The following is a 17,072-nucleotide window of genomic DNA, read 5'->3' on the forward strand; positions in this document are numbered from 1 at the left end:
GGGGATAGGTGTCCTTCGGTTATGAGATTTTCCCAGGACTTTATTGAGAAAGTCCGCGATGCCAACAATCTGGTTGACCTTGTGTCACGCTACACTCAGCTGAATCGTGCTGGTGGGCGGTTTACAGGTCTTTGTCCTTTTCCAGATCATCGGGAGAAGACACCCTCGTTTTCAGTGAATGACACTCAACAGCTGTACTATTGCTTTGGCTGCAAAAAAGGCGGCAACATTTTTAAGTTCGTGGAATCCATGATGGGCATGAACTTCCCTGAGTCAGTGGAGTGGCTGGCCCGCCAGGCCGGAATTCCCGTTCCCCAGGAGATGTACCAGCGAAGTGAAAAGGTTGTTGCTCATGAGAAAGAGCGTAAGCTCATGGCCGATATCAACGAATTCGCGGCCAAGGTGTTTGAGAGCGAGTTGTCTCGCTCGGCAGAGAGCAGTCCCGTCCGCGAATATTTGCGCAGAAGAGGATTAACTGCAGAAATTATCAAGACTTTCCGCCTGGGATATGCACCGAATGAGTGGGAGAAGTTGTCACAGTTATTAAAGGCCCGAAAAGCTCCCTTGGCGGTGGCTGAAAAACTGGGCCTGGTGCGGGAGAGAAGTCAGGGGCGTTCAGGGTTTTACGATCTATTTCGAGAGCGCCTCATGTTCCCCATATTCGCCATCGATGGCCGCTGCATTGGCTTTGGTGGGCGAGTGATAGGCGATGGAGAGCCCAAGTACCTGAACAGCCCTGAGTCGGCCTTGTTCCACAAAGGACAAATCTTATACGGCCTCTCCGAGACCGCCAAATTTATTCGTGCGGAGGACTCAGTGATTGTCGTTGAGGGCTACATGGATTTACTCGCTCTCTATCAGGCGGGAATCAAAAATGTTGTGGCCCCATTAGGAACAGCCTTAACTGAAGATCACGCAAAACTTCTCAAACGCTTTACTAAGAACGTTGTCGTGCTGTTTGATGGCGACAAGGCCGGGCGCGAGGCTGCCGAGAGAAGTCTGCCGATTTTGTTGAAGGCAGGCCTTCACCCCCGTGGCTTAAACCTTCCTGACAAGACTGATCCAGATGATTTTGTTCGCCAGTTTGGCGCCGAAAAGATGAAACAAAAAATTGCCGAAGCCCCTGAATTATTCATTCAGGTGCTCGATCAGCAGGTCCAAGGATTTCGCGGCACTTCAGCGGAAAAGGTCACACTGATTGACAAAATGGCGCCTGTCTTCAGTGTCGTGCCAGATGCCCGATTGCGGGATTTGTATGTCGAGGAAATGGCTAGCCGCCTGGCCGTCGAGATGGACTGGCTGCAGAAGGCCCTGGCCCAAGGTCGCGCCGAAGACCGGATCTCAACGCGGGTGCTAGTGCCAGAAAAGGCCTCAGAAGAGGTGGCACGGGACTTGGAAAAGCCTGATCAAAGCATGATTCAGCTGGGCGGCAAACGCCCTAAGGCCGAGGAAATGTTGGTGAATTTAGCTTTGATGAAGGTCGAGTACCTACTCAGGATCGAAGAGTTAGGGGTAGCCGATCAGTTCACCCATCCGGGCCTTCAAGAAGTATTAAAAAGGGCTGTCCGAAAACATAGACAAATGCCCAATGAATTTGATAAGTTACCAGCTTTGCTAGTGTCGCAAGTGGATTCACCTGAGGTGTTGTTTATTCGCGAAGAGCCGCATCTAGCAAATCTGAACTCAGAGGGGGCACGCAAGTTGATCGCTGATTGTAACCGCAAGGTTCAAGATGCCTTTCTGAAGGCTCAGAGCCGTCAGAAATCAGCCGTATTGCGCGGTCGTCCGGCCTCTGAGCAACTCGAAATTTTGGAACAAATAATGAATATCCATCGGGACCGGCGGGATCTCAAAAAAGAGCGAGACCCTAATTAGGGAGCATTCGGGAGCTGATTTAATGACCAAGGAACCCAAATCCACAGGCAGCGATGAGCAGTTAAAAGAGCTTACTATTGAAGAGCAAACAGCCATCGTAAGAGAGGAAATTCAACGCTTTACGAAGGTTTCGAAAGAGCGTGGATTTCTCACAGTTGAGGAAATCAATGAGCTTTTACCCCCCGAGGTGATCGCGGCCCCTGTGCTCGATCAACTCATGCAGGCCCTTGAGGTTGCGGGTGTAAATATTACTGATTCGTCAGAAAATAAGAAAGAGGACGAGGAGGGCGAAGGCTTTTTCCTCGACGATGCGGAATCGCGCAACAAAGAAGACCAGGATGAGGAAGAGGAGTCTACGGACACTCGTAGTAATGACCCCGTACGCCTGTATTTGCGCAAGATGGGCTCTGTCTCTCTCCTCACTAGAGAAGGCGAAGTGGAAATCGCTCGCCGTATTGAGCAGGGTGAGCGTGAGATCGTTCGTGCCATTCTGATGTCGCCTATTGGAATCTCTGAGATTATTCAGCTGGGTCAGCGTCTGGATGACGGACGCATCAAAGTGAAGTCCATTTTCCGTGGTCTGGAAGATGAGGAAACCCAATACGACGAGGCCGAATACATCGAGAAGATTCACGAGATGATTGGTCACGTGAAGAAGTACGAGAAGAAGGCCCGCAAACACTTTCCTCTGATGATGGAAGCCGCTCGTCACGAGAATGATGAATATAAGGCCGCCTTGGATGATCTGGAAAAGGCCAACGAAGAGTTGATGTCCAAATTTGAGTCCATCAACTTCAACCGTAAAACTATCAATCGTATTGTGATTAAATTCCGCAACCTGCGTAATCGTATGCAGGAATTGCGCAACCGGGTAAGAGATGCTTGCAAATACACATTCACTCCAGATTTGGCGACGCTTGCTCAGCGCTATAAAGTGATTGAAAGTAGTGATCAAGAAGTGGCCAAGATGACCCGCGAGTTGGGTCTGACCTACAACCAGTTCCGTGCCTATTACAATCGCGCTAAAGATGCTGAGACTCGCCTGGAGAGGTTGTCCAAAGAAACAGAAATGACCTTTGAGGCCATTCGTGACACCTACACCGCCATTTGGCGTGGTGAGCGCGAAGCTGATAAAGCCAAGGCTGAACTAGTTGAAGCCAACTTGCGCTTGGTGGTTTCAATTGCCAAAAAATACACCAACCGCGGCCTGCAATTCCTGGATCTTATTCAGGAAGGTAACATTGGTTTGATGAAGGCTGTAGACAAGTTTGAATATCGTCGTGGATACAAGTTCTCGACCTATGCCACATGGTGGATTCGCCAGGCCATCACTCGTGCCATTGCTGACCAAGCAAGAACCATCCGTATTCCTGTGCACATGATTGAAACCATCAATAAGCTGGTGCGTACGTCTCGCTACCTCACTCAGGAGCTGGGTCGTGAGCCCATGCCCGAAGAGATCGCCGAGAAGATGGACATGCCTGTGGACAAAGTCCGCAAGGTTTTGAAGATCGCCAAAGAGCCTATCAGTCTTGAGACCCCCGTGGGTGAAGAGGAAGACTCACACCTTGGGGATTTTATCGAAGACAAAAAGGTCATCAATCCGGCCGAGGCCATTGTGAACCTCAACCTAGCGGAACAAACCCGTAGGGTCTTGAGCACTCTGACAGCGCGGGAAGAAAAGGTCCTGCGTATGCGCTTCGGTATCGGCGAAGAAAGCGACCATACCCTGGAAGAGGTAGGTCAGGACTTCAACGTGACTCGTGAGCGGATTCGTCAGATTGAAGCCAAGGCTCTGCGCAAGCTGCGCCACCCCAGTCGGTCCAATAAGCTGAAAACCTTTATCGAGGGGAGCAGCGACTCCGGCGATAGGTGAAAGGACGGCGCCGGAGAGGGCGAGGGCTGATCGGGAAGTCCACAGACAAAAAATAGATGCTGAACAAGCTCCCTCTTGGGAGCTTTTTTTTAGGTACCAAGTACCGATTTCGGGTGCGGCAAATCAAAATCGGTGACAAATGATCGCCGCTTTTGGTTTTCCGCACCCGAAAAAGGTACTTGGTACCTAACGGAAAAGTAGAGTATGGTTGGGCTCATCTAACTGATCTGAGGGGGCTTAGCTTAGTTGGTTAAAGCATCCGGCTCATAACCGGAGGATCCCAGGTTCAAGTCCTGGAGCCCCTACCAACCGCGAATCTTAGCGCCGTAACACAGTCCTTTTGATAGTGCGATCTTTCGAACACCTAGAGGCTTTCGCCTCTACCGGTCCGTTTTGTCGTTCGCAGGCTCCCGACGAAAACTCCCGGATGCGTCACGCAAAAGGCATATCGCCTTTTGCCGCGCTCGCATGGTTCGAGTCCTGGAGCCCCTACCAACCTCTCAGGTGGCCCAAATACATCGTTGCTCAGTTGCTCGCTTGTGCGAGGTACAGGTAGTACCTCTCCGCACTCACATCCTTCGCGCCTCGTCTTTGGGCCACCTGAGAGGTTGGTACCAAATTTTCACAGGGTCCAAATACATCGTTGCTCAGTCGCTCGCTTGTGCGAGGTACAGGTAGTACCTCTCCGCACTCACATCCTTCGCGCCTCGTCTTTAGGCCACCTGAGAGGTTGGTACCAAAAATCACAGGGCCCAAATACATCGTTGCTCAGTCGCTCGCTTGTGCGAGGAATGTTGATCCGCAAAGTCCTTTCTCAGTGTGAGAGGCCCTTTGCCGACCATCCTCCGTAAATCCTCACGCGCCTTTCGGCCGCGGGTGCGTCTTCGGAGCGCATCAGCTAGCTGACGCCCTTCGGATACGCCCCGCGCGACGGCGGAGGATTCGGATTTACGGGAATGGCTCGGCATCCAGACCACCCTCACTGAAAAAGGCGGCTCATGGCTTTGCGGATCATTCAAGAATCTGCTCTGTGGGTTTTGAACTAGAATTCAGATTAGAGCTCGTCTTCGACCATAAAGGATTCACATTGGAGGTAGACCGGTGTCCACTTGGTGTCGGGTTCCTTGGTGAGAACCAAGAAGCACTCACCTTGTTCGAAACTGTCAACACCGTCGCCCCATAAGTCAGCATCGACAAGAGAACCAATGGTGACCTCAACTGAGTTGCCGGACTTCTTGTAGTCACAAAATTTTGGATGACTAAAGGAGTGGACAGTGATGCCCGGAGTATAGGGTGTGTCGTGGCGATTGAGTTCATCGTCGACGACGGTTTTAAACGCAGCCAAAATCTGCGGAGAGTAGATATCGTCCCCACATTTGCTGAGTCCTTGAGACATATCCCAGGCAAAGGCCGAAACGGAGTAGGCACATATGAGTGTAATGGCTAAGGCTTTCATAAGAATTCCCCCTGTAAGCTGTGTGATGTCATACGACGACTCCAGTGCTAACAAAGCATCTGAACGGAATGTAGGCTTCTGGGAAAATTGAAAAGTCTCTAGAAACAAAGATGTTGGCTTACTTTGGTGTTGATCTGCAAAACCATAAGTCACCATTTTCCGGGAAAAGGCACGGCCACCGGCATCTAGGAAAAACGGGCTCTTTATTCATAAGTGTACACAAATCCTTGCCCCCATAAAATCCACGAAAGGGATGTGACAGGGCCCAACACCCAAGCTAAGGTTTAAGAATGCTTCGAGTGACTTTCCTGCTTATAGCAACCCAATTGCTTCTCTCTTGCGCCTCATTGGGGCCTAAGGTTAAGGGGCCCACGCCCGCGGACGAAGACGTGGTGTCTGTCCATGCGGCGACAGAGCTGGCGCGCACGGCCTTTACAGCTGGTTGTGTACGCACTTGGATCGGGCGCGGTGAAAAAGGCCATTTTGCTGAGTGTCGCCAGTCCGCTGACAAGTACGTTGAGGATGAAGTCCTCGGAATTGTGCGTGGCAAGGTGAAGAAAGAGTCGACACACCAGCCCTAAAATAATTTCACTATTGTTTAAAACTCCTTAGACAGCGGCCAGTAAAGCCTTGTCCAGACTGGTTTTGCGGGGTATTGCCTGGTGGACCAAAAGGAGAAGATGGTGCGTAAGCGACCAATCATATTGACCGTTCTTCTATGCTGTATGGCGCCCTTGTGGGCAGACAACTCGCAGACACAGACTCTGGACTCCGCACAGCTTGTAGAAATGGACCTATCTGCCCCCGTGGAATGCGAAGGGGAGTTGGGCAGTTGGCCCGAGAGGCTTCGCTTTCAGACCCAGAAGCCTGATGGTAAGAGAGCTCTCGCATTGGAGGCCTCTCAGCTGGAGAAGCTTGAGGTCAAAAACACCAGTGCTGAGTGTCGTTTTCATGAGGACGAAGAGATCTATTTTTGCGAGTTTGGCCTGGGCGGTTACGTGGCCATTGATCTTGGTTCTCCCAAGCTCCTGCGCCACAAGGCGACCAAACAACAGGTCTTCTTCGCCAGCCAGTTCCGTCCCAGCTACCTCCGCTTTGCAGAGGACATCACCTGTCGCCTTAAGGGCGTAAAGATCTCCTATTAATTAAAGCTCGATTGTAAACATCAGGCTCTTACGCCAGAGGGTTCGCAGCTGATTTGAGGTGGTATTGCTGGATCGAAGGCTTACTGGAAATAACTCAAGTTTTCGAGGATCAAGACAGCTGAGGCCAAACAAAGAATAGTAATGACGAAAAGCTGTCTATGCATAATCCCCTCGCATCCGACGTTCTGATTGATTGATCCGTGCCTAGTAAAAACCCATCGGTTGGGGCCCAGGAGCAGTTGAGGGCCCTTCTCCCAATGAGACGGTCCAGGCCCATTGTTTAAGAGTTTTTCAAATCTTCCAGCTTCCATCTGAGGCATTTCCGCAACAGTTCATTGTGGCAGCAGGGGCCAATATGCTATACCTCCCCCTAGCGGAATTGCAGGCTCTCGCCTGATCTCATCTTGAGATCGGGAGGAAAGTCCGGACTCCATATGGCAGCGCAAGGGGTAACGCCCCTCCACCGTAAGGTGAGGACCAGTGGAACAGAGAGAATGTCCAGAGCATTGATCCCTTGGCCGGGAACGGGAGGCCTCGGGGGAGCTGCTGGAGTGAAAACAGCTAAACTCTGCGCGGAGCAAGGCCAAATAGGGAAACGCAAGAGCGCGGCCAGCGCGAAGTTTCCGGGTAGGTCGCTTAAGGGTGTCAGTAATGTCACTCTCAGATGAATGAAAGCCTCGGCGAGCGGGAAGGCATCTTTCTTCTCGTCAGACAGAATCCGGCTTACAGCAAATCCGCTACGATGCCTTTGTGGGACGGGGATAAAATCCCGTCCCTCTTTTTTTGCCTATTTCTTCTTTTTGCCAGTGCCACCAAAGACAGTCGACTCGAGTTCCTTCATTGCTTGGATCTTATCGTGAAGGAGTAGCTTCAGAGAGTCTTTGAGGTAAATCTCCACGTCTTGGTCGGTGCTTCCGGTATTGGAAATGATCTTGTCGTAAATCTCTCGGGTTTCTTCAGTCACACTAAGGGTGATTTTGTGGTCACTTAAGTAGTCGTCCAGCAGGTCCCGGATCAGGCCACTTAAATTCAATTCCCGGTCATGGAGAGCCTGTGCCTGATCTTCGCGTATCATTAAGCTAATTCTTTTAAGCGCCATGTCTTTCATCAAAAACCACCAAAACCCTTTATATTCAATACCTTATGCATGTGCATAATTCATAATATAGTTGCCCCTGATTTTAACACGGATATGCATAATTTTACAACTTTTTTCTTGTTGTATGCATCTGTATGCTCTAGTATGTATCTCAACATAGCGATGCATATTATTTGAAAAGGAGGCATCAAGATGAAATGGGAACAATGGGGAGCCGGAGAAAAGTGGGTACGCTCACGTGACGGCTGGTTGGCTGGTGTTTGTCAGGGTCTCGGCGAGAGACTTGGCATTGAGCCCTGGATTTTGCGGGCCGCCTGGTTTGTCAGCATGGTCTTCTTTGGTTTCGGTGTTCTGGTCTACTTGATTCTTGCCCTCACCCTTCCACGCGAAGACCGAATGGAAGATAGCCATCAGGAGAAGTTCCTCGGCGTTTGCTGGAAGCTCAGTCAAAAGACTGGGATGGATGTGGGATTGGTTCGTTTTCTAACCGTCTTTTTGGGAATCAGTTCTTTGGGGGCCACCATTGTTGGTTATTTGGTTCTCTATTTTGTTCTTCCTGAGAACTCCCAAGAGCGCATTTACTCAGATTCAGGGAGGTCCTAATGTCTTTCTTTTCACGACTTCGAGTTTTGTGGGTGGGTTTTTGGTCTAACTTTCTCGGCAGTGCCGAAGACCGAAATCCAGAGGCCTTTAACCGCGGATTAATTCAGGATCACCAACGCCAGCTTAATCGCCTGCGAGAGGCTCTGGCAGAGTTGATCTTTCAACGCAAAAAGATTGAGCAAAGGCTCAACGAATTGATGACTGAGGAGTCTCAGCTCAAGGGTGATCTTCAGGTGGCGGCGGCCCAGGACAGAGATGATTTGGCCCTGGAGTTAATCGCCCGGCTGGAAAAGATCAGCGAAGAGGGTGGGGTGCTGGCTGAACAAAAAATCAAAATTGACACCGATATCCAGTCCGCTCGTGACACTGAGGTTGAGTTGGCTCGTGAGACACAGGTATTGAAGCACCGACTGGAGTCTCTTAGCTCAAGACACCAGTTCCTGCAGATGCGCAAGCAGCTGAAAAGTAACGTCGAACACGCCTCCCAGCTATCCTCAAACGCAACAAACGGATTGGGGCGAATTCAGGAGCGCATTCATAGACTGGAGGCCGACATGGAGGCCATGGGTGAGACACCTAACAAGTACGACAAAGAATTGTCTGATATGCGTGAGGATCAAAAGCGGCAACGGCATATGGATGTCCTCATGCGCATTAAAAACGGCATGAAGAATCAGTCTGCCAGCCGTCTCTTGGTCCCCGTGTCCTAAAGGAGAAGGAAAGTGAAAGAACGAAACCAAAATCACAAAAGGAATAAGAACGCCATGATTCTCGGAGTTTTATCGGTCCTGTTTTTCATAAAAGGCTGGTGGTTTTTGGGTCTGATTTTCACCGCCATCGCCGTCAGCCGATTGGTGTCAGGAGAGAGATCGTCAGGGAGTTCTGTCAACCTGGAGAACTCTCCTGAAGACGACAGTCGAAGGTGGGGGGTGCAGGTCCCCCGCGACCGGGAAGTGAGAGATTTACTCAATCGCGTGTACCGTCGACATAATGTGAGCGTTCGTCGCTACCCCCACATGAAAGAGACATTTGACAGCTTACTCTCCTCAATGTGGGAGAACCTGAGCCTGTCGGAAGATGCCCTGGATTGGAAGTTTGTCTTACGCGAACTTCTTAAAGAGTGGCCCATCAAGCCGGAGGTTCATATGCAGGAATTGAAACAAAAGATTCAAGACGCCAGGCTAGCGGCTCAGCAATGGACTGAGGCGCGACAAGAAGCCTGGGGTGTGAATTCCCATTAACCCTACCCCTATCGTCCCCTCGTGTAACCGGGCGTCCCGTGGATCCTCCCCGGGGCGCCCGGCCTTCCAGCGGTCGAGGCAGACCGTTGACCTGAAGGATGTCAGATAATTTTTCGAGTTGAAAGAAATGTTGTTAAAGGGTCGACCAAACGGGTCAGGAAAGCTTACCAAAAGGTATCGGATATCTTTTGGTATTGCTGTGCAATGGAAAAAGGGACTTGGTACCTAGAGCTTGCGTGCGTAAAGAATCATTTCCGCGCCCTGCCGGCCGGGAACAGATCTTCGCCACCTGGTCCAATAGAGAAAATCAAAGTCCTTCTTGAGTCGTTGGCGGATTTCCCATTCGCTCCCGCCGAACGGAGGGCCTGAGCGGCGGTCCATGGTGAAAAACACACCGAGAAGGTGGCCGCCATCAATGAGGACTCGCTTCCATACTCGCATGAGTTCATTACGGCGTGTCGGATTCACTGCGCAATAACATGTGTGCTCAAAGACAATGTCAAAAGAGCTGGTGTAACTGTCGGGGAGTTGGAAGACGTCGGCTTGCAGAAACTCCAACTGCTGAATCTGCCCATAGCGTTGTTTGGCAATCTCAATCGCATTTGGTGAGATATCAAATGCGGTTACCAGGTGTCCTTGCTTGGCCAAGTAGGCAGCGTCATTTCCCGTACCACATCCAGGAACCAAAATGCGCGACTTGGGAATTTTCAACTGAGCCAAAGCATCAACCAGTGCGGGCGAAGGCTCCTCCAAATCCCAGGGCATGAAATTCTCATTGTACTTGCCCGTCCAAAAGGCTTCCTTGTTGGCCTCTGGTTCGGCAATCAACCAAGTGGGAATTTCCAGGCGATTGCCATTCACCACAATGGTTTCGTCGTCATAGTCTTCGAGAAGATTGAAAAACTCAGCTTGCGCAGCTCGGGATAACACAAAAGGAATTCCTGCGCGGGTGAGTCCGTGAAAGCGATCCCACTCATCCAAGGAGAGGCTGTCGAAGCCAAAGGCGGCACGAAATCCGTACGGGAACAACAGTTCCCAATCTTGGCCTTCCTTTTTGTCAATCTGTAGCGCTACCAGCGGCTCATCAAAAGCTTCAACCCAAACCGTATGGTTTTGAACAGATGTTTGAAAGCGGCCCTTCTCTTCCCGAACCAAGTTGGACAACAGCAAATGCCCATACTCGGGATCGGTGACGCGAACCCCGTCGGCAAGAAGGTAGCCTTCCTCATCGATCTGTATAAATTTATCCTGGCTCATTCGGCAGGTGCTTCGCTGTCGCCTGACTCGGCATCATCGTCTCGACTATTCACCTTTAGAGGCTCTTTAAAATCGATGCGATTGTTGAGAATGTAAAGCTCATCGAAATTCCAAAAGTCATATTCCTCATCGGTGTTGGAATCCCGATTGAGAACCGCATAGCCTTCAATTTCCACTCGGGCCGGGCCCATAACATCGGTTTCGTCCTCAAAGGAATAAATAAAGGAGGCCTTTACCCGATCTTTCTTCATCGATTCAGTCCAAAATCGCTCAAAGCGAAGATTCTTAGAGTTGGGTAGGTTTTCCTGGATGTACTCACTGATGATGCGCTTAAGGTCATCTTGAATGCCCAGGTGAATATGTTCAGAAACGTTGGATGGATCGTGGACCAGGGACCAACTCCACTGCATTGCAAAGAGAAAAACCAACAAACTCAGATATTTCATTCCCACGGCCCTCCACAGGGAGTATGCATGATCTTTGAGGCATCCTACTTCAGCTTTTGCATCCGGACAACCTTAGCGAAGCGAGAGGCTCATGACGAAAGAGGAGCGAAACAAAATCTGGCAGGAACTTAGGCGCGAGGCCTCCGGCAGGGTTTCCCACCTGAAGAACAAGATCCGCACCGAGTTGGATTCGCCTTTTTGGCAGGAAGTAAAACAACGCCCGAAACAGGCCTTGTTTTGGGCCGAAAGCCTCAGCCCCGAGATTGCCCGCCGCCTTTTAAGCTACGCGTCAGTGGCCAGTTTGCCCGGGAACCAAGGCTATGGCTTTGAGCTGACCGACTGGACAGACCAGGGCGTGGCAGCCACCCTCAGTCCGAAGGACGCGAATCGGCCAAATGTGGAGGCCACTTTGGCTGATGTCATCGGCGGAGCGGAGAAAATCCTGCGCCTCTATTGGGAGAGGCATCTCTTGGCCCCCTCGGATCGGCTTGAAATCCAATCAGTCCGACTTCAGCGGCTTGGAGCATGGAAGGGGCGGCTTCAGCTGCGCTACGGATTGACCCATCCGGCCAGAGAAAAACTGAGGATTCTGGGGGCATCTGAGGGTGGGCTTTGCCAGGAAATTGCCATTCCCTTGTTCAATGAACAAAACATCCAGGTTGGGGATGTTTCTTTCGAGCTGAAGTGGGAGTCAACCCCCGCCCTCGCCTAACTCTGCAGCGACACCATTTATCCGCTTAAGCCCACTGCATTGTGGAAGGCCATTTCAATTTGTCATTGGCAAGTCCCTTCAGTACAACCTAACTCCAGGCAAAATCATCGGAATGAACAAGGTGCGATAATGTCCATTTTGCAGACGCGAATTAATACCAAGGGTGCGGACTTTCAGGCCAACGCTGAACAGATGCGGGGCCTTCTCAGTGAATTCAATGGCATGATGGCCGAGGTGGAAAAGGGCGGCGGCGAAGAGGCGCGTAAGCGCCATGAATCTCGCGGTAAGATCTTTGTCCGCGACCGGGTTAAAAAGCTCATTGATCCGGGTACTCAATTTTTAGAGTTTTCGGCACTCGCCGCCCATGATTTGTACAAAGGCCAAGCGCCCTCAGCTGGTGTCATTACCGGCATCGGTGTCGTCCAGGGACACGAATGCATGATCGTCGCCAACGATGCGACAGTTAAAGGTGGCAGTTACCTGCCCATGACAGTCAAAAAACATGTCAGGGCCCAGGAGATCGCTTTGGAAAACGGCCTGCCCTGCATCTACTTGGTTGATAGTGGGGGAGCTTTTCTTCCCCTCCAGGCAGAGGTCTTTCCCGATCGGGATCACTTTGGCCGTATCTTTTATAATCAGGCACGTCTTTCAGCCTCTGGAATTCCGCAGATTTCGGTGGTGATGGGGAGTTGTACGGCGGGCGGTGCCTATGTTCCGGCGATGAGCGATGAGAACGTTATCGTCAAAGGCAACGGCACCATCTTTTTAGGCGGGCCACCACTGGTGAAGGCGGCGACTGGAGAAGAGGTGACAGCAGAAGAGCTGGGCGGAGCCCAAGTTCATTGTGAAGTCAGCGGCGTCACCGATCACTTTGCAGAGGATGACGAGCACGGCTTGGAAATTGCCCGCGATATATTAGCTCATCTCAATCGCACCAAATCCGTTCCTGTTCAGGTTCAGCCTGTTGAAGAGCCCCTCTATGGAGCTGAAGAAATCTATGGTGTTATTCCTAAAGATCACCGGGTTCCTTACGATGTGCGAGAAGTAATTGCACGCATTGTGGATGGCAGTCGCTTTCATGAGTTTAAGACCAACTATGGTACGACGGTAGTCACAGGATTTGCCCATATTTGGGGATACCCGGTTGGCATTGTTGCGAATAACGGCGTGCTATTCAGTGAGAGTGCGGTCAAGGCTGCTCACTTTGTTGAGCTTTGTGACCAGAGAGGCATCCCCCTGGTCTTTCTTCAAAATATCACCGGTTTTATGGTTGGCAAAAAGTACGAGAACGAAGGAATTGCCAAGCACGGGGCAAAAATGGTGATGGCGGTCAGTACCACTCGTGTTCCCAAATTCACCGTGGTTATCGGCGGCTCACACGGAGCCGGAAATTACGGCATGTGTGGTAGAGCCTATCAGCCGCGTCAGTTGTGGATGTGGCCCAACTCGCGCATTTCTGTAATGGGTGGCGAGCAGGCAGCCAATGTTTTGCTAAGAGTGAAGCTCGACCAGATGGAAAAAAATGGACAAACCATGTCTCCCGCCGAACAGGAGGAGTTCAAAGCGCCGATATTGGAGAAGTACGAAAAGGAAAGTAGTCCTTACTATTCCAGCTCGCGCATTTGGGATGACGGGGTGATTGATCCCGCTGACACCCGCCGGGTTTTGGCTTTAGGAATTAGTGCCAGCTTTAACCGCCCTTGGCCAGATCAGACCAAGGGTGTGTTCCGGATGTAGGAGGGGTCATGTCGGGGGTTGAAATCAAAAATCAGAACGGGGTTTTAAGCGTTTGTCTCAACCGCCCCGATGTTCATAACGCCATGGACGCCGAGATGATTGCTGACCTTACGGCAGCTTTTGCCCAGCCACACTCAGATCAGTCGATCCGCGTTGTGCGCCTTTTTGGCAATGGTAGATCCTTTTGTGCCGGCGCAGATCTTAAGTACATGAAGTCCATGGCAGGCTTTGATTTAAAAGAAAATCAGGCCGATGCAGAAAAGCTCTTTGATATGTTTGAGGCTGTTCGCAACTGCCCGGTGCCAGTCTTGGCTCGCCTGCACGGCAGTGTGATGGGGGGAGCCTCTGGATTGGCGGCAGCCTGTGATCATGTGGCGGCAGAGCCCGGAACCAAGTTTTGTTTTTCTGAAGTGAAGCTAGGTATTGCTCCCGCGGTGATCAGCCCCTTTGTGATGGAAAAGATGAACCCCGCCTTGGCTCGGGAATTGATGATGACGGCCCGCTTGTTTGAATCAGAGGAGGCCCTTTCGGGGGGTTTAATTCAATTTGTTGGCAGCCGGGAAGAGTGTGAAGAACAACTAGACAAGGTCACTGAGAGAATTCTCGCGGCAGGTCCCGAGGCCGTGCGAGTGACAAAAGATTTATTGAACAAAGTTAGCGAAGCCAACTCGTGGTCGGAGCTTAAATCACTCACCACGAAAGTTATAGCTGAAAGACGGGTGAGTGCTGAGGGGCAAGAGGGAATCGGCGCCTTCTTTGAAAAAAGGCCTCCAAGTTGGCAAAAGGTGAAGTCATGAGAGGAAAGATCGCTAAGGTTGCCATTGCAAATCGCGGAGAGGTGGCGGTGCGGATCATACGGGCCTGTCAGGAATTGGGAATTGAAACAGTTCTCCTCCATTCTGAGGCCGACAAGGCCACTCTGGCCTACCGCCTCGCCGATGAAGTGGTTTGTGTGGGGCCGGCACCAACTGGGGAGAGTTATCTCAATATCGATACCAATATCCACGCAGCCCTCAGTGTGGGTGCCGATGCGATTCATCCGGGCTTTGGATTTTTGTCAGAGAACGCCGACTTTGCTGAGGCTTGCAACGACAATCGCATTGTCTTTATTGGCCCGAGCCCAGAGGCCATTCGCTTGTTTGGTGACAAAATATCGGCCAAGAAACTAGTGGAAGAAGCGGGTGGGCCGGTTATTCCCGGATATCAAGGTGAAGACCAAAGTGAAGGGCGATTGCTTAAGGAAATTGAAAAAATCGGTCTGCCGGCAATGGTAAAGGCCGCCGGTGGAGGAGGTGGTCGCGGCCTTAAGGTCGTTCACTCCATGGATCAGGCAGCAGCCGCCATTGAGTCCGCTAAGCGTGAAGGTCAAAGTGCCTTTGGCTCGGACCGAGTGTTTTTAGAAAAATACTTATCCGATGCCAAGCACATTGAGGTGCAAATCTTTGGCGACTGTTCGGGTAAGGTCTATCACCTGTTTGATCGCGAGTGTTCAGTACAGAGGCGCCATCAAAAGATCATTGAAGAGGCTGTTTCACCAGCCCTGTCGGATGAGAAACGTCGCCTGATCGCCCAAACAGCCGTCAAGATTGCCGAGGCGGCAAAATACCAAGGAGCCGGTACTGTTGAGTTTCTCTATCAGGACGGTGAGTTTTATTTTATGGAGATGAACACTCGCCTCCAAGTGGAGCATCCCGTGACTGAAATGGTGATGGGAGTTGACCTGGTTAAGGCCCAACTCTTGACGGCCATGGGTCAAAGTTTGGGTTGGCCTGCAGAGCCTGAAGTCAGGGGCCATGCCATCGAGTGCCGGCTCTATGCTGAAGATCCATATAAAGGTGGAATTCCCAGCACGGGTCAGTTGGGGAGCTATAGCTTTCCCCATGGACCCGGACGCCGCCTCGAAATTGGTTTTGAACCTGGCGATGAAGTCACCAGCTTTTACGATCCAATGATTGCCAAGGTCATCGTTTGGGACGAGAACCGGCCGCGCGCCATACAAAAAATGATCCGCACGTTAAAGGACACAGTTATTTTTGGGGTCAAAACCAATATCCCCTTTTTGATCGAGATGCTCTCTCATGTGGAGTTTGTTGAAGGAACGATGACCACCAAATTTGTGGAAACCCATTTTCCTCAAGGTTTGAAGCGGCAACAACAGTCCACCAAACAGCAGATTCTCGGAGATGAATTGTTTCGATTAGTCGCCAGCTCCAGAGTGGGGAGTGGTGCAGGATCTTCCGCGACCGATCAGGGGCCAAGCCCATGGGCCTATCAGTGGAGCCAACAATGAAACGCTATGAAATCGAGATTGAAGGTGAGACCCACAAGGTTTTCGCCGAAAAAGTTGGTGGCACTCTTTGGTACCACTTTAAGGGTGAGACCTATAGTTTTGTTCCGCAAACAAAATCCCGCGGTGGCGCCGGAGGCGGGGGTCTTGTTCACCGAAGTGTTCAGGCGCCAATGCCGGGAAAGATTATTAAAGTCATGGTCAAGCAAGGAGAACAAGTCCTGTCAGGACAGGCTGTTCTTGTCATGGAAGCCATGAAAATGGAGTACACACTTGAGGCCCAAGTTGATGGGCCTGTAGAGCGCGTCAGTTGTCAGCCGGGGGACCAGGTGAGCTTAGGCCAGGAATTAGTCTATGTGGGTGAGGTTGAATAAGGGGGCCGCCGTATGGCCGGAGTTGTTCGCATAGTTGAGGTTGGACCCAGAGATGGTCTCCAGAATGAATCCACTCAATTGTCCTTGGATGATCGGCAGAGGTTTGTGCAAAAATTGGCCGCAGCAGGGCTCACCCATATCGAAGTGGGGGCATTTGTCTCTCCCAAGTGGGTTCCACAGATGCAGGAGAGCGGAACGCTGATCCGCCGACTGTTTGAACAGCAGGCAAAGGGACTCATTGATTCTAAGGTCAACTTTTCCGCTCTTGTGCCCAATCCAAAAGGAATGGAGGGGGCTCTCGACACCCCATTAAAAGAAGTCGCCATTTTCGGTGCCTGTAGCGAGGGTTTTTCCAAAAGAAATATCAACTGCACCATAGATGAAAGCTTTGCTCGCTTTGCGGAGGTCATGTCGGCTGCCAAGGCCCGCAAGATCAAAGTGCGAGGGTATTTGAGCACAGCCTTTGGTTGCCCCTACGACGGCTACGTGAATCCCAGCCATGTGGCCAAATTGGTTCAGAAGATGCTTAAGCTCGGCGTTTACGAGGTGTCCATCGGTGACACCATAGGTGTGGCCACTCCCAAACAGGTTCGCGGTCTATTAGGGGGGCTCGAAGGGAAATTGCCCTTCAAGAAGTTGGCTATGCATTTCCATGATACTCGGGGAACAGCCCTCGCCAACGTGCTCGCCAGTTGGGAAATGGGTATTCGTACCTTTGACTCCTCAGTAGGTGGGCTTGGAGGCTGTCCCTATGCTTCAGGCGCTTCGGGAAATCTGGCCACCGAAGACTTGGTTTACATGATGCATGGGATGGGCATTAAGACCGGTGTAGAGCTTGAGTCCCTAATTGCCATTCGCCCTTGGCTTGAAAAGCGAGTCGGTCACCGAATGCCTTCTCACGTTGGCCATGCGGGTCTACCCTTGGCGGGAACCATAAAATAAAAAAAGAGCCGTCTAGTGACGG

The 17,072-nt window shown here is 51.3% G+C and carries 17 protein-coding genes, 1 tRNA gene and 1 other RNA gene; 15 read left to right on the forward strand and 4 right to left on the reverse strand.

Translation table 11 applies throughout. The features are described 5' to 3' along the window. The first annotated feature begins 21 nt into the window (after nt 1–21). From H6624_18120 to H6624_18130, 3 genes are all read left to right on the forward strand, one after another. Entirely contained in the window at nt 22–1,875 is a 1,854-nt protein-coding gene (locus H6624_18120) for a DNA primase (GenBank protein ID MCB9086262.1), read from the forward strand. 22 nt (nt 1,876–1,897) lie between these two features. Beyond that, on the forward strand, nt 1,898–3,751 hold the full coding sequence (gene rpoD / locus H6624_18125; protein ID MCB9086263.1) for an RNA polymerase sigma factor RpoD: 1,854 nt from the start codon (nt 1,898–1,900) through the stop codon (nt 3,749–3,751). Nucleotides 3,752–3,982: 231 nt separating this feature from the next. Beyond that, nucleotides 3,983–4,059 (forward strand) — tRNA-Ile (locus H6624_18130). Between the two features lie 746 nt (nt 4,060–4,805). On the opposite strand, the gene H6624_18135 is transcribed toward H6624_18130, so the two are convergent. Continuing rightward, nucleotides 4,806–5,207 (reverse strand): hypothetical protein, encoded by a 402-nt coding sequence (locus tag H6624_18135; GenBank protein ID MCB9086264.1) that lies wholly within the window; start codon nt 5,205–5,207, stop codon nt 4,806–4,808. Between the two features lie 290 nt (nt 5,208–5,497). Here H6624_18135 and H6624_18140 point away from each other — a divergent pair, with 290 nt between their 5' ends. The 3 genes from H6624_18140 (at nt 5,498) to rnpB (ending at nt 7,094) form a co-directional block, all read left to right on the forward strand. After that, nucleotides 5,498–5,788 (forward strand): hypothetical protein, encoded by a 291-nt coding sequence (locus H6624_18140; GenBank protein MCB9086265.1) that lies wholly within the window; start codon nt 5,498–5,500, stop codon nt 5,786–5,788. 99 nt (nt 5,789–5,887) lie between these two features. Next, nucleotides 5,888–6,352: a hypothetical protein gene (locus tag H6624_18145; GenBank protein ID MCB9086266.1), complete on the forward strand. Its 465-nt coding sequence runs from the start codon at nt 5,888–5,890 to the stop codon at nt 6,350–6,352. A 373-nt stretch (nt 6,353–6,725) separates the two neighbouring features. Beyond that, an RNA gene (rnpB, locus tag H6624_18150) (RNase P RNA component class A) lies at nt 6,726–7,094 on the forward strand. Nucleotides 7,095–7,139: 45 nt separating this feature from the next. On the opposite strand, the gene H6624_18155 is transcribed toward rnpB, so the two are convergent. Then, a complete protein-coding gene (locus H6624_18155) occupies nt 7,140–7,460 on the reverse strand; it encodes a hypothetical protein (protein MCB9086267.1) in 321 nt (106 codons plus the stop codon). Between the two features lie 183 nt (nt 7,461–7,643). Here H6624_18155 and H6624_18160 point away from each other — a divergent pair, with 183 nt between their 5' ends. From H6624_18160 to H6624_18170, 3 genes are read left to right on the forward strand one after another with little or no spacing between them, the layout of a single operon-like run. Further along, a complete protein-coding gene (locus H6624_18160; GenBank protein ID MCB9086268.1) occupies nt 7,644–8,054 on the forward strand; it encodes a PspC domain-containing protein in 411 nt (136 codons plus the stop codon). Continuing rightward, nucleotides 8,054–8,764 carry a PspA/IM30 family protein gene (locus tag H6624_18165; GenBank protein MCB9086269.1) on the forward strand — a complete coding sequence of 237 codons (711 nt, stop codon included), beginning with the start codon at nt 8,054–8,056 and terminating at the stop codon, nt 8,762–8,764. Before H6624_18160 ends, H6624_18165 begins: the two co-directional genes overlap by 1 nt. A gap of 12 nt (nt 8,765–8,776) precedes the next feature. Further along, a complete protein-coding gene (locus tag H6624_18170; protein ID MCB9086270.1) occupies nt 8,777–9,295 on the forward strand; it encodes a hypothetical protein in 519 nt (172 codons plus the stop codon). 225 nt (nt 9,296–9,520) lie between these two features. On the opposite strand, the gene H6624_18175 is transcribed toward H6624_18170, so the two are convergent. Together H6624_18175 and H6624_18180 are read right to left on the reverse strand one after the other, a co-directional pair. Further along, nucleotides 9,521–10,552, reverse strand: coding sequence for a methyltransferase domain-containing protein (locus tag H6624_18175; GenBank protein ID MCB9086271.1), 1,032 nt, complete (start codon nt 10,550–10,552; stop codon nt 9,521–9,523). Then, nucleotides 10,549–10,998: a hypothetical protein gene (locus H6624_18180; protein ID MCB9086272.1), complete on the reverse strand. Its 450-nt coding sequence runs from the start codon at nt 10,996–10,998 to the stop codon at nt 10,549–10,551. The genes H6624_18175 and H6624_18180 overlap by 4 nt, the downstream gene beginning before the upstream one ends. A gap of 91 nt (nt 10,999–11,089) precedes the next feature. Between H6624_18180 and H6624_18185 the strand changes: the two genes are divergently transcribed. The 6 genes from H6624_18185 to H6624_18210 all read left to right on the forward strand — a co-directional run bounded on the left by H6624_18185 (nt 11,090) and on the right by H6624_18210 (nt 17,050). Next, nucleotides 11,090–11,710: a hypothetical protein gene (locus H6624_18185; protein MCB9086273.1), complete on the forward strand. Its 621-nt coding sequence runs from the start codon at nt 11,090–11,092 to the stop codon at nt 11,708–11,710. A gap of 129 nt (nt 11,711–11,839) precedes the next feature. Further along, on the forward strand, nt 11,840–13,447 hold the full coding sequence (locus H6624_18190) for a methylcrotonoyl-CoA carboxylase (protein ID MCB9086274.1): 1,608 nt from the start codon (nt 11,840–11,842) through the stop codon (nt 13,445–13,447). Nucleotides 13,448–13,455: 8 nt separating this feature from the next. Beyond that, entirely contained in the window at nt 13,456–14,244 is a 789-nt protein-coding gene (locus tag H6624_18195; protein MCB9086275.1) for an enoyl-CoA hydratase/isomerase family protein, read from the forward strand. After that, nucleotides 14,241–15,737: an ATP-grasp domain-containing protein gene (locus H6624_18200; GenBank protein MCB9086276.1), complete on the forward strand. Its 1,497-nt coding sequence runs from the start codon at nt 14,241–14,243 to the stop codon at nt 15,735–15,737. Before H6624_18195 ends, H6624_18200 begins: the two co-directional genes overlap by 4 nt. Then, nucleotides 15,710–16,108 carry an acetyl-CoA carboxylase biotin carboxyl carrier protein subunit gene (locus tag H6624_18205; GenBank protein ID MCB9086277.1) on the forward strand — a complete coding sequence of 133 codons (399 nt, stop codon included), beginning with the start codon at nt 15,710–15,712 and terminating at the stop codon, nt 16,106–16,108. Before H6624_18200 ends, H6624_18205 begins: the two co-directional genes overlap by 28 nt. A 12-nt stretch (nt 16,109–16,120) precedes the next feature. Beyond that, nucleotides 16,121–17,050, forward strand: a complete 930-nt coding sequence (locus H6624_18210) for a hydroxymethylglutaryl-CoA lyase (protein MCB9086278.1) — start codon at nt 16,121–16,123, stop codon at nt 17,048–17,050. Nucleotides 17,051–17,072: the final 22 nt, after the last annotated feature.

It is taken from the genome of Pseudobdellovibrionaceae bacterium (assembly GCA_020635075.1).
In the GTDB taxonomy this organism is placed as follows: Bacteria; Bdellovibrionota; Bdellovibrionia; order Bdellovibrionales; family UBA1609; genus JADZEO01.

Coding starts and splice junctions, on each gene's coding strand:
- H6624_18120 (MCB9086262.1), top strand. CDS start 22: ATGAGATTTTCCCAGGACTTTATTGAGAAAGTCCGCGATGCCAACAAT.
- rpoD (MCB9086263.1), top strand. CDS start 1,898: ATGACCAAGGAACCCAAATCCACAGGCAGCGATGAGCAGTTAAAAGAG.
- H6624_18135 (MCB9086264.1), bottom strand. CDS start 5,207: ATGAAAGCCTTAGCCATTACACTCATATGTGCCTACTCCGTTTCGGCC.
- H6624_18140 (MCB9086265.1), top strand. CDS start 5,498: ATGCTTCGAGTGACTTTCCTGCTTATAGCAACCCAATTGCTTCTCTCT.
- H6624_18145 (MCB9086266.1), top strand. CDS start 5,888: ATGGTGCGTAAGCGACCAATCATATTGACCGTTCTTCTATGCTGTATG.
- H6624_18155 (MCB9086267.1), bottom strand. CDS start 7,460: ATGAAAGACATGGCGCTTAAAAGAATTAGCTTAATGATACGCGAAGAT.
- H6624_18160 (MCB9086268.1), top strand. CDS start 7,644: ATGAAATGGGAACAATGGGGAGCCGGAGAAAAGTGGGTACGCTCACGT.
- H6624_18165 (MCB9086269.1), top strand. CDS start 8,054: ATGTCTTTCTTTTCACGACTTCGAGTTTTGTGGGTGGGTTTTTGGTCT.
- H6624_18175 (MCB9086271.1), bottom strand. CDS start 10,552: ATGAGCCAGGATAAATTTATACAGATCGATGAGGAAGGCTACCTTCTT.
- H6624_18180 (MCB9086272.1), bottom strand. CDS start 10,998: ATGAAATATCTGAGTTTGTTGGTTTTTCTCTTTGCAATGCAGTGGAGT.
- H6624_18185 (MCB9086273.1), top strand. CDS start 11,090: ATGACGAAAGAGGAGCGAAACAAAATCTGGCAGGAACTTAGGCGCGAG.
- H6624_18190 (MCB9086274.1), top strand. CDS start 11,840: ATGTCCATTTTGCAGACGCGAATTAATACCAAGGGTGCGGACTTTCAG.
- H6624_18195 (MCB9086275.1), top strand. CDS start 13,456: ATGTCGGGGGTTGAAATCAAAAATCAGAACGGGGTTTTAAGCGTTTGT.
- H6624_18200 (MCB9086276.1), top strand. CDS start 14,241: ATGAGAGGAAAGATCGCTAAGGTTGCCATTGCAAATCGCGGAGAGGTG.
- H6624_18205 (MCB9086277.1), top strand. CDS start 15,710: ATGGGCCTATCAGTGGAGCCAACAATGAAACGCTATGAAATCGAGATT.
- H6624_18210 (MCB9086278.1), top strand. CDS start 16,121: ATGGCCGGAGTTGTTCGCATAGTTGAGGTTGGACCCAGAGATGGTCTC.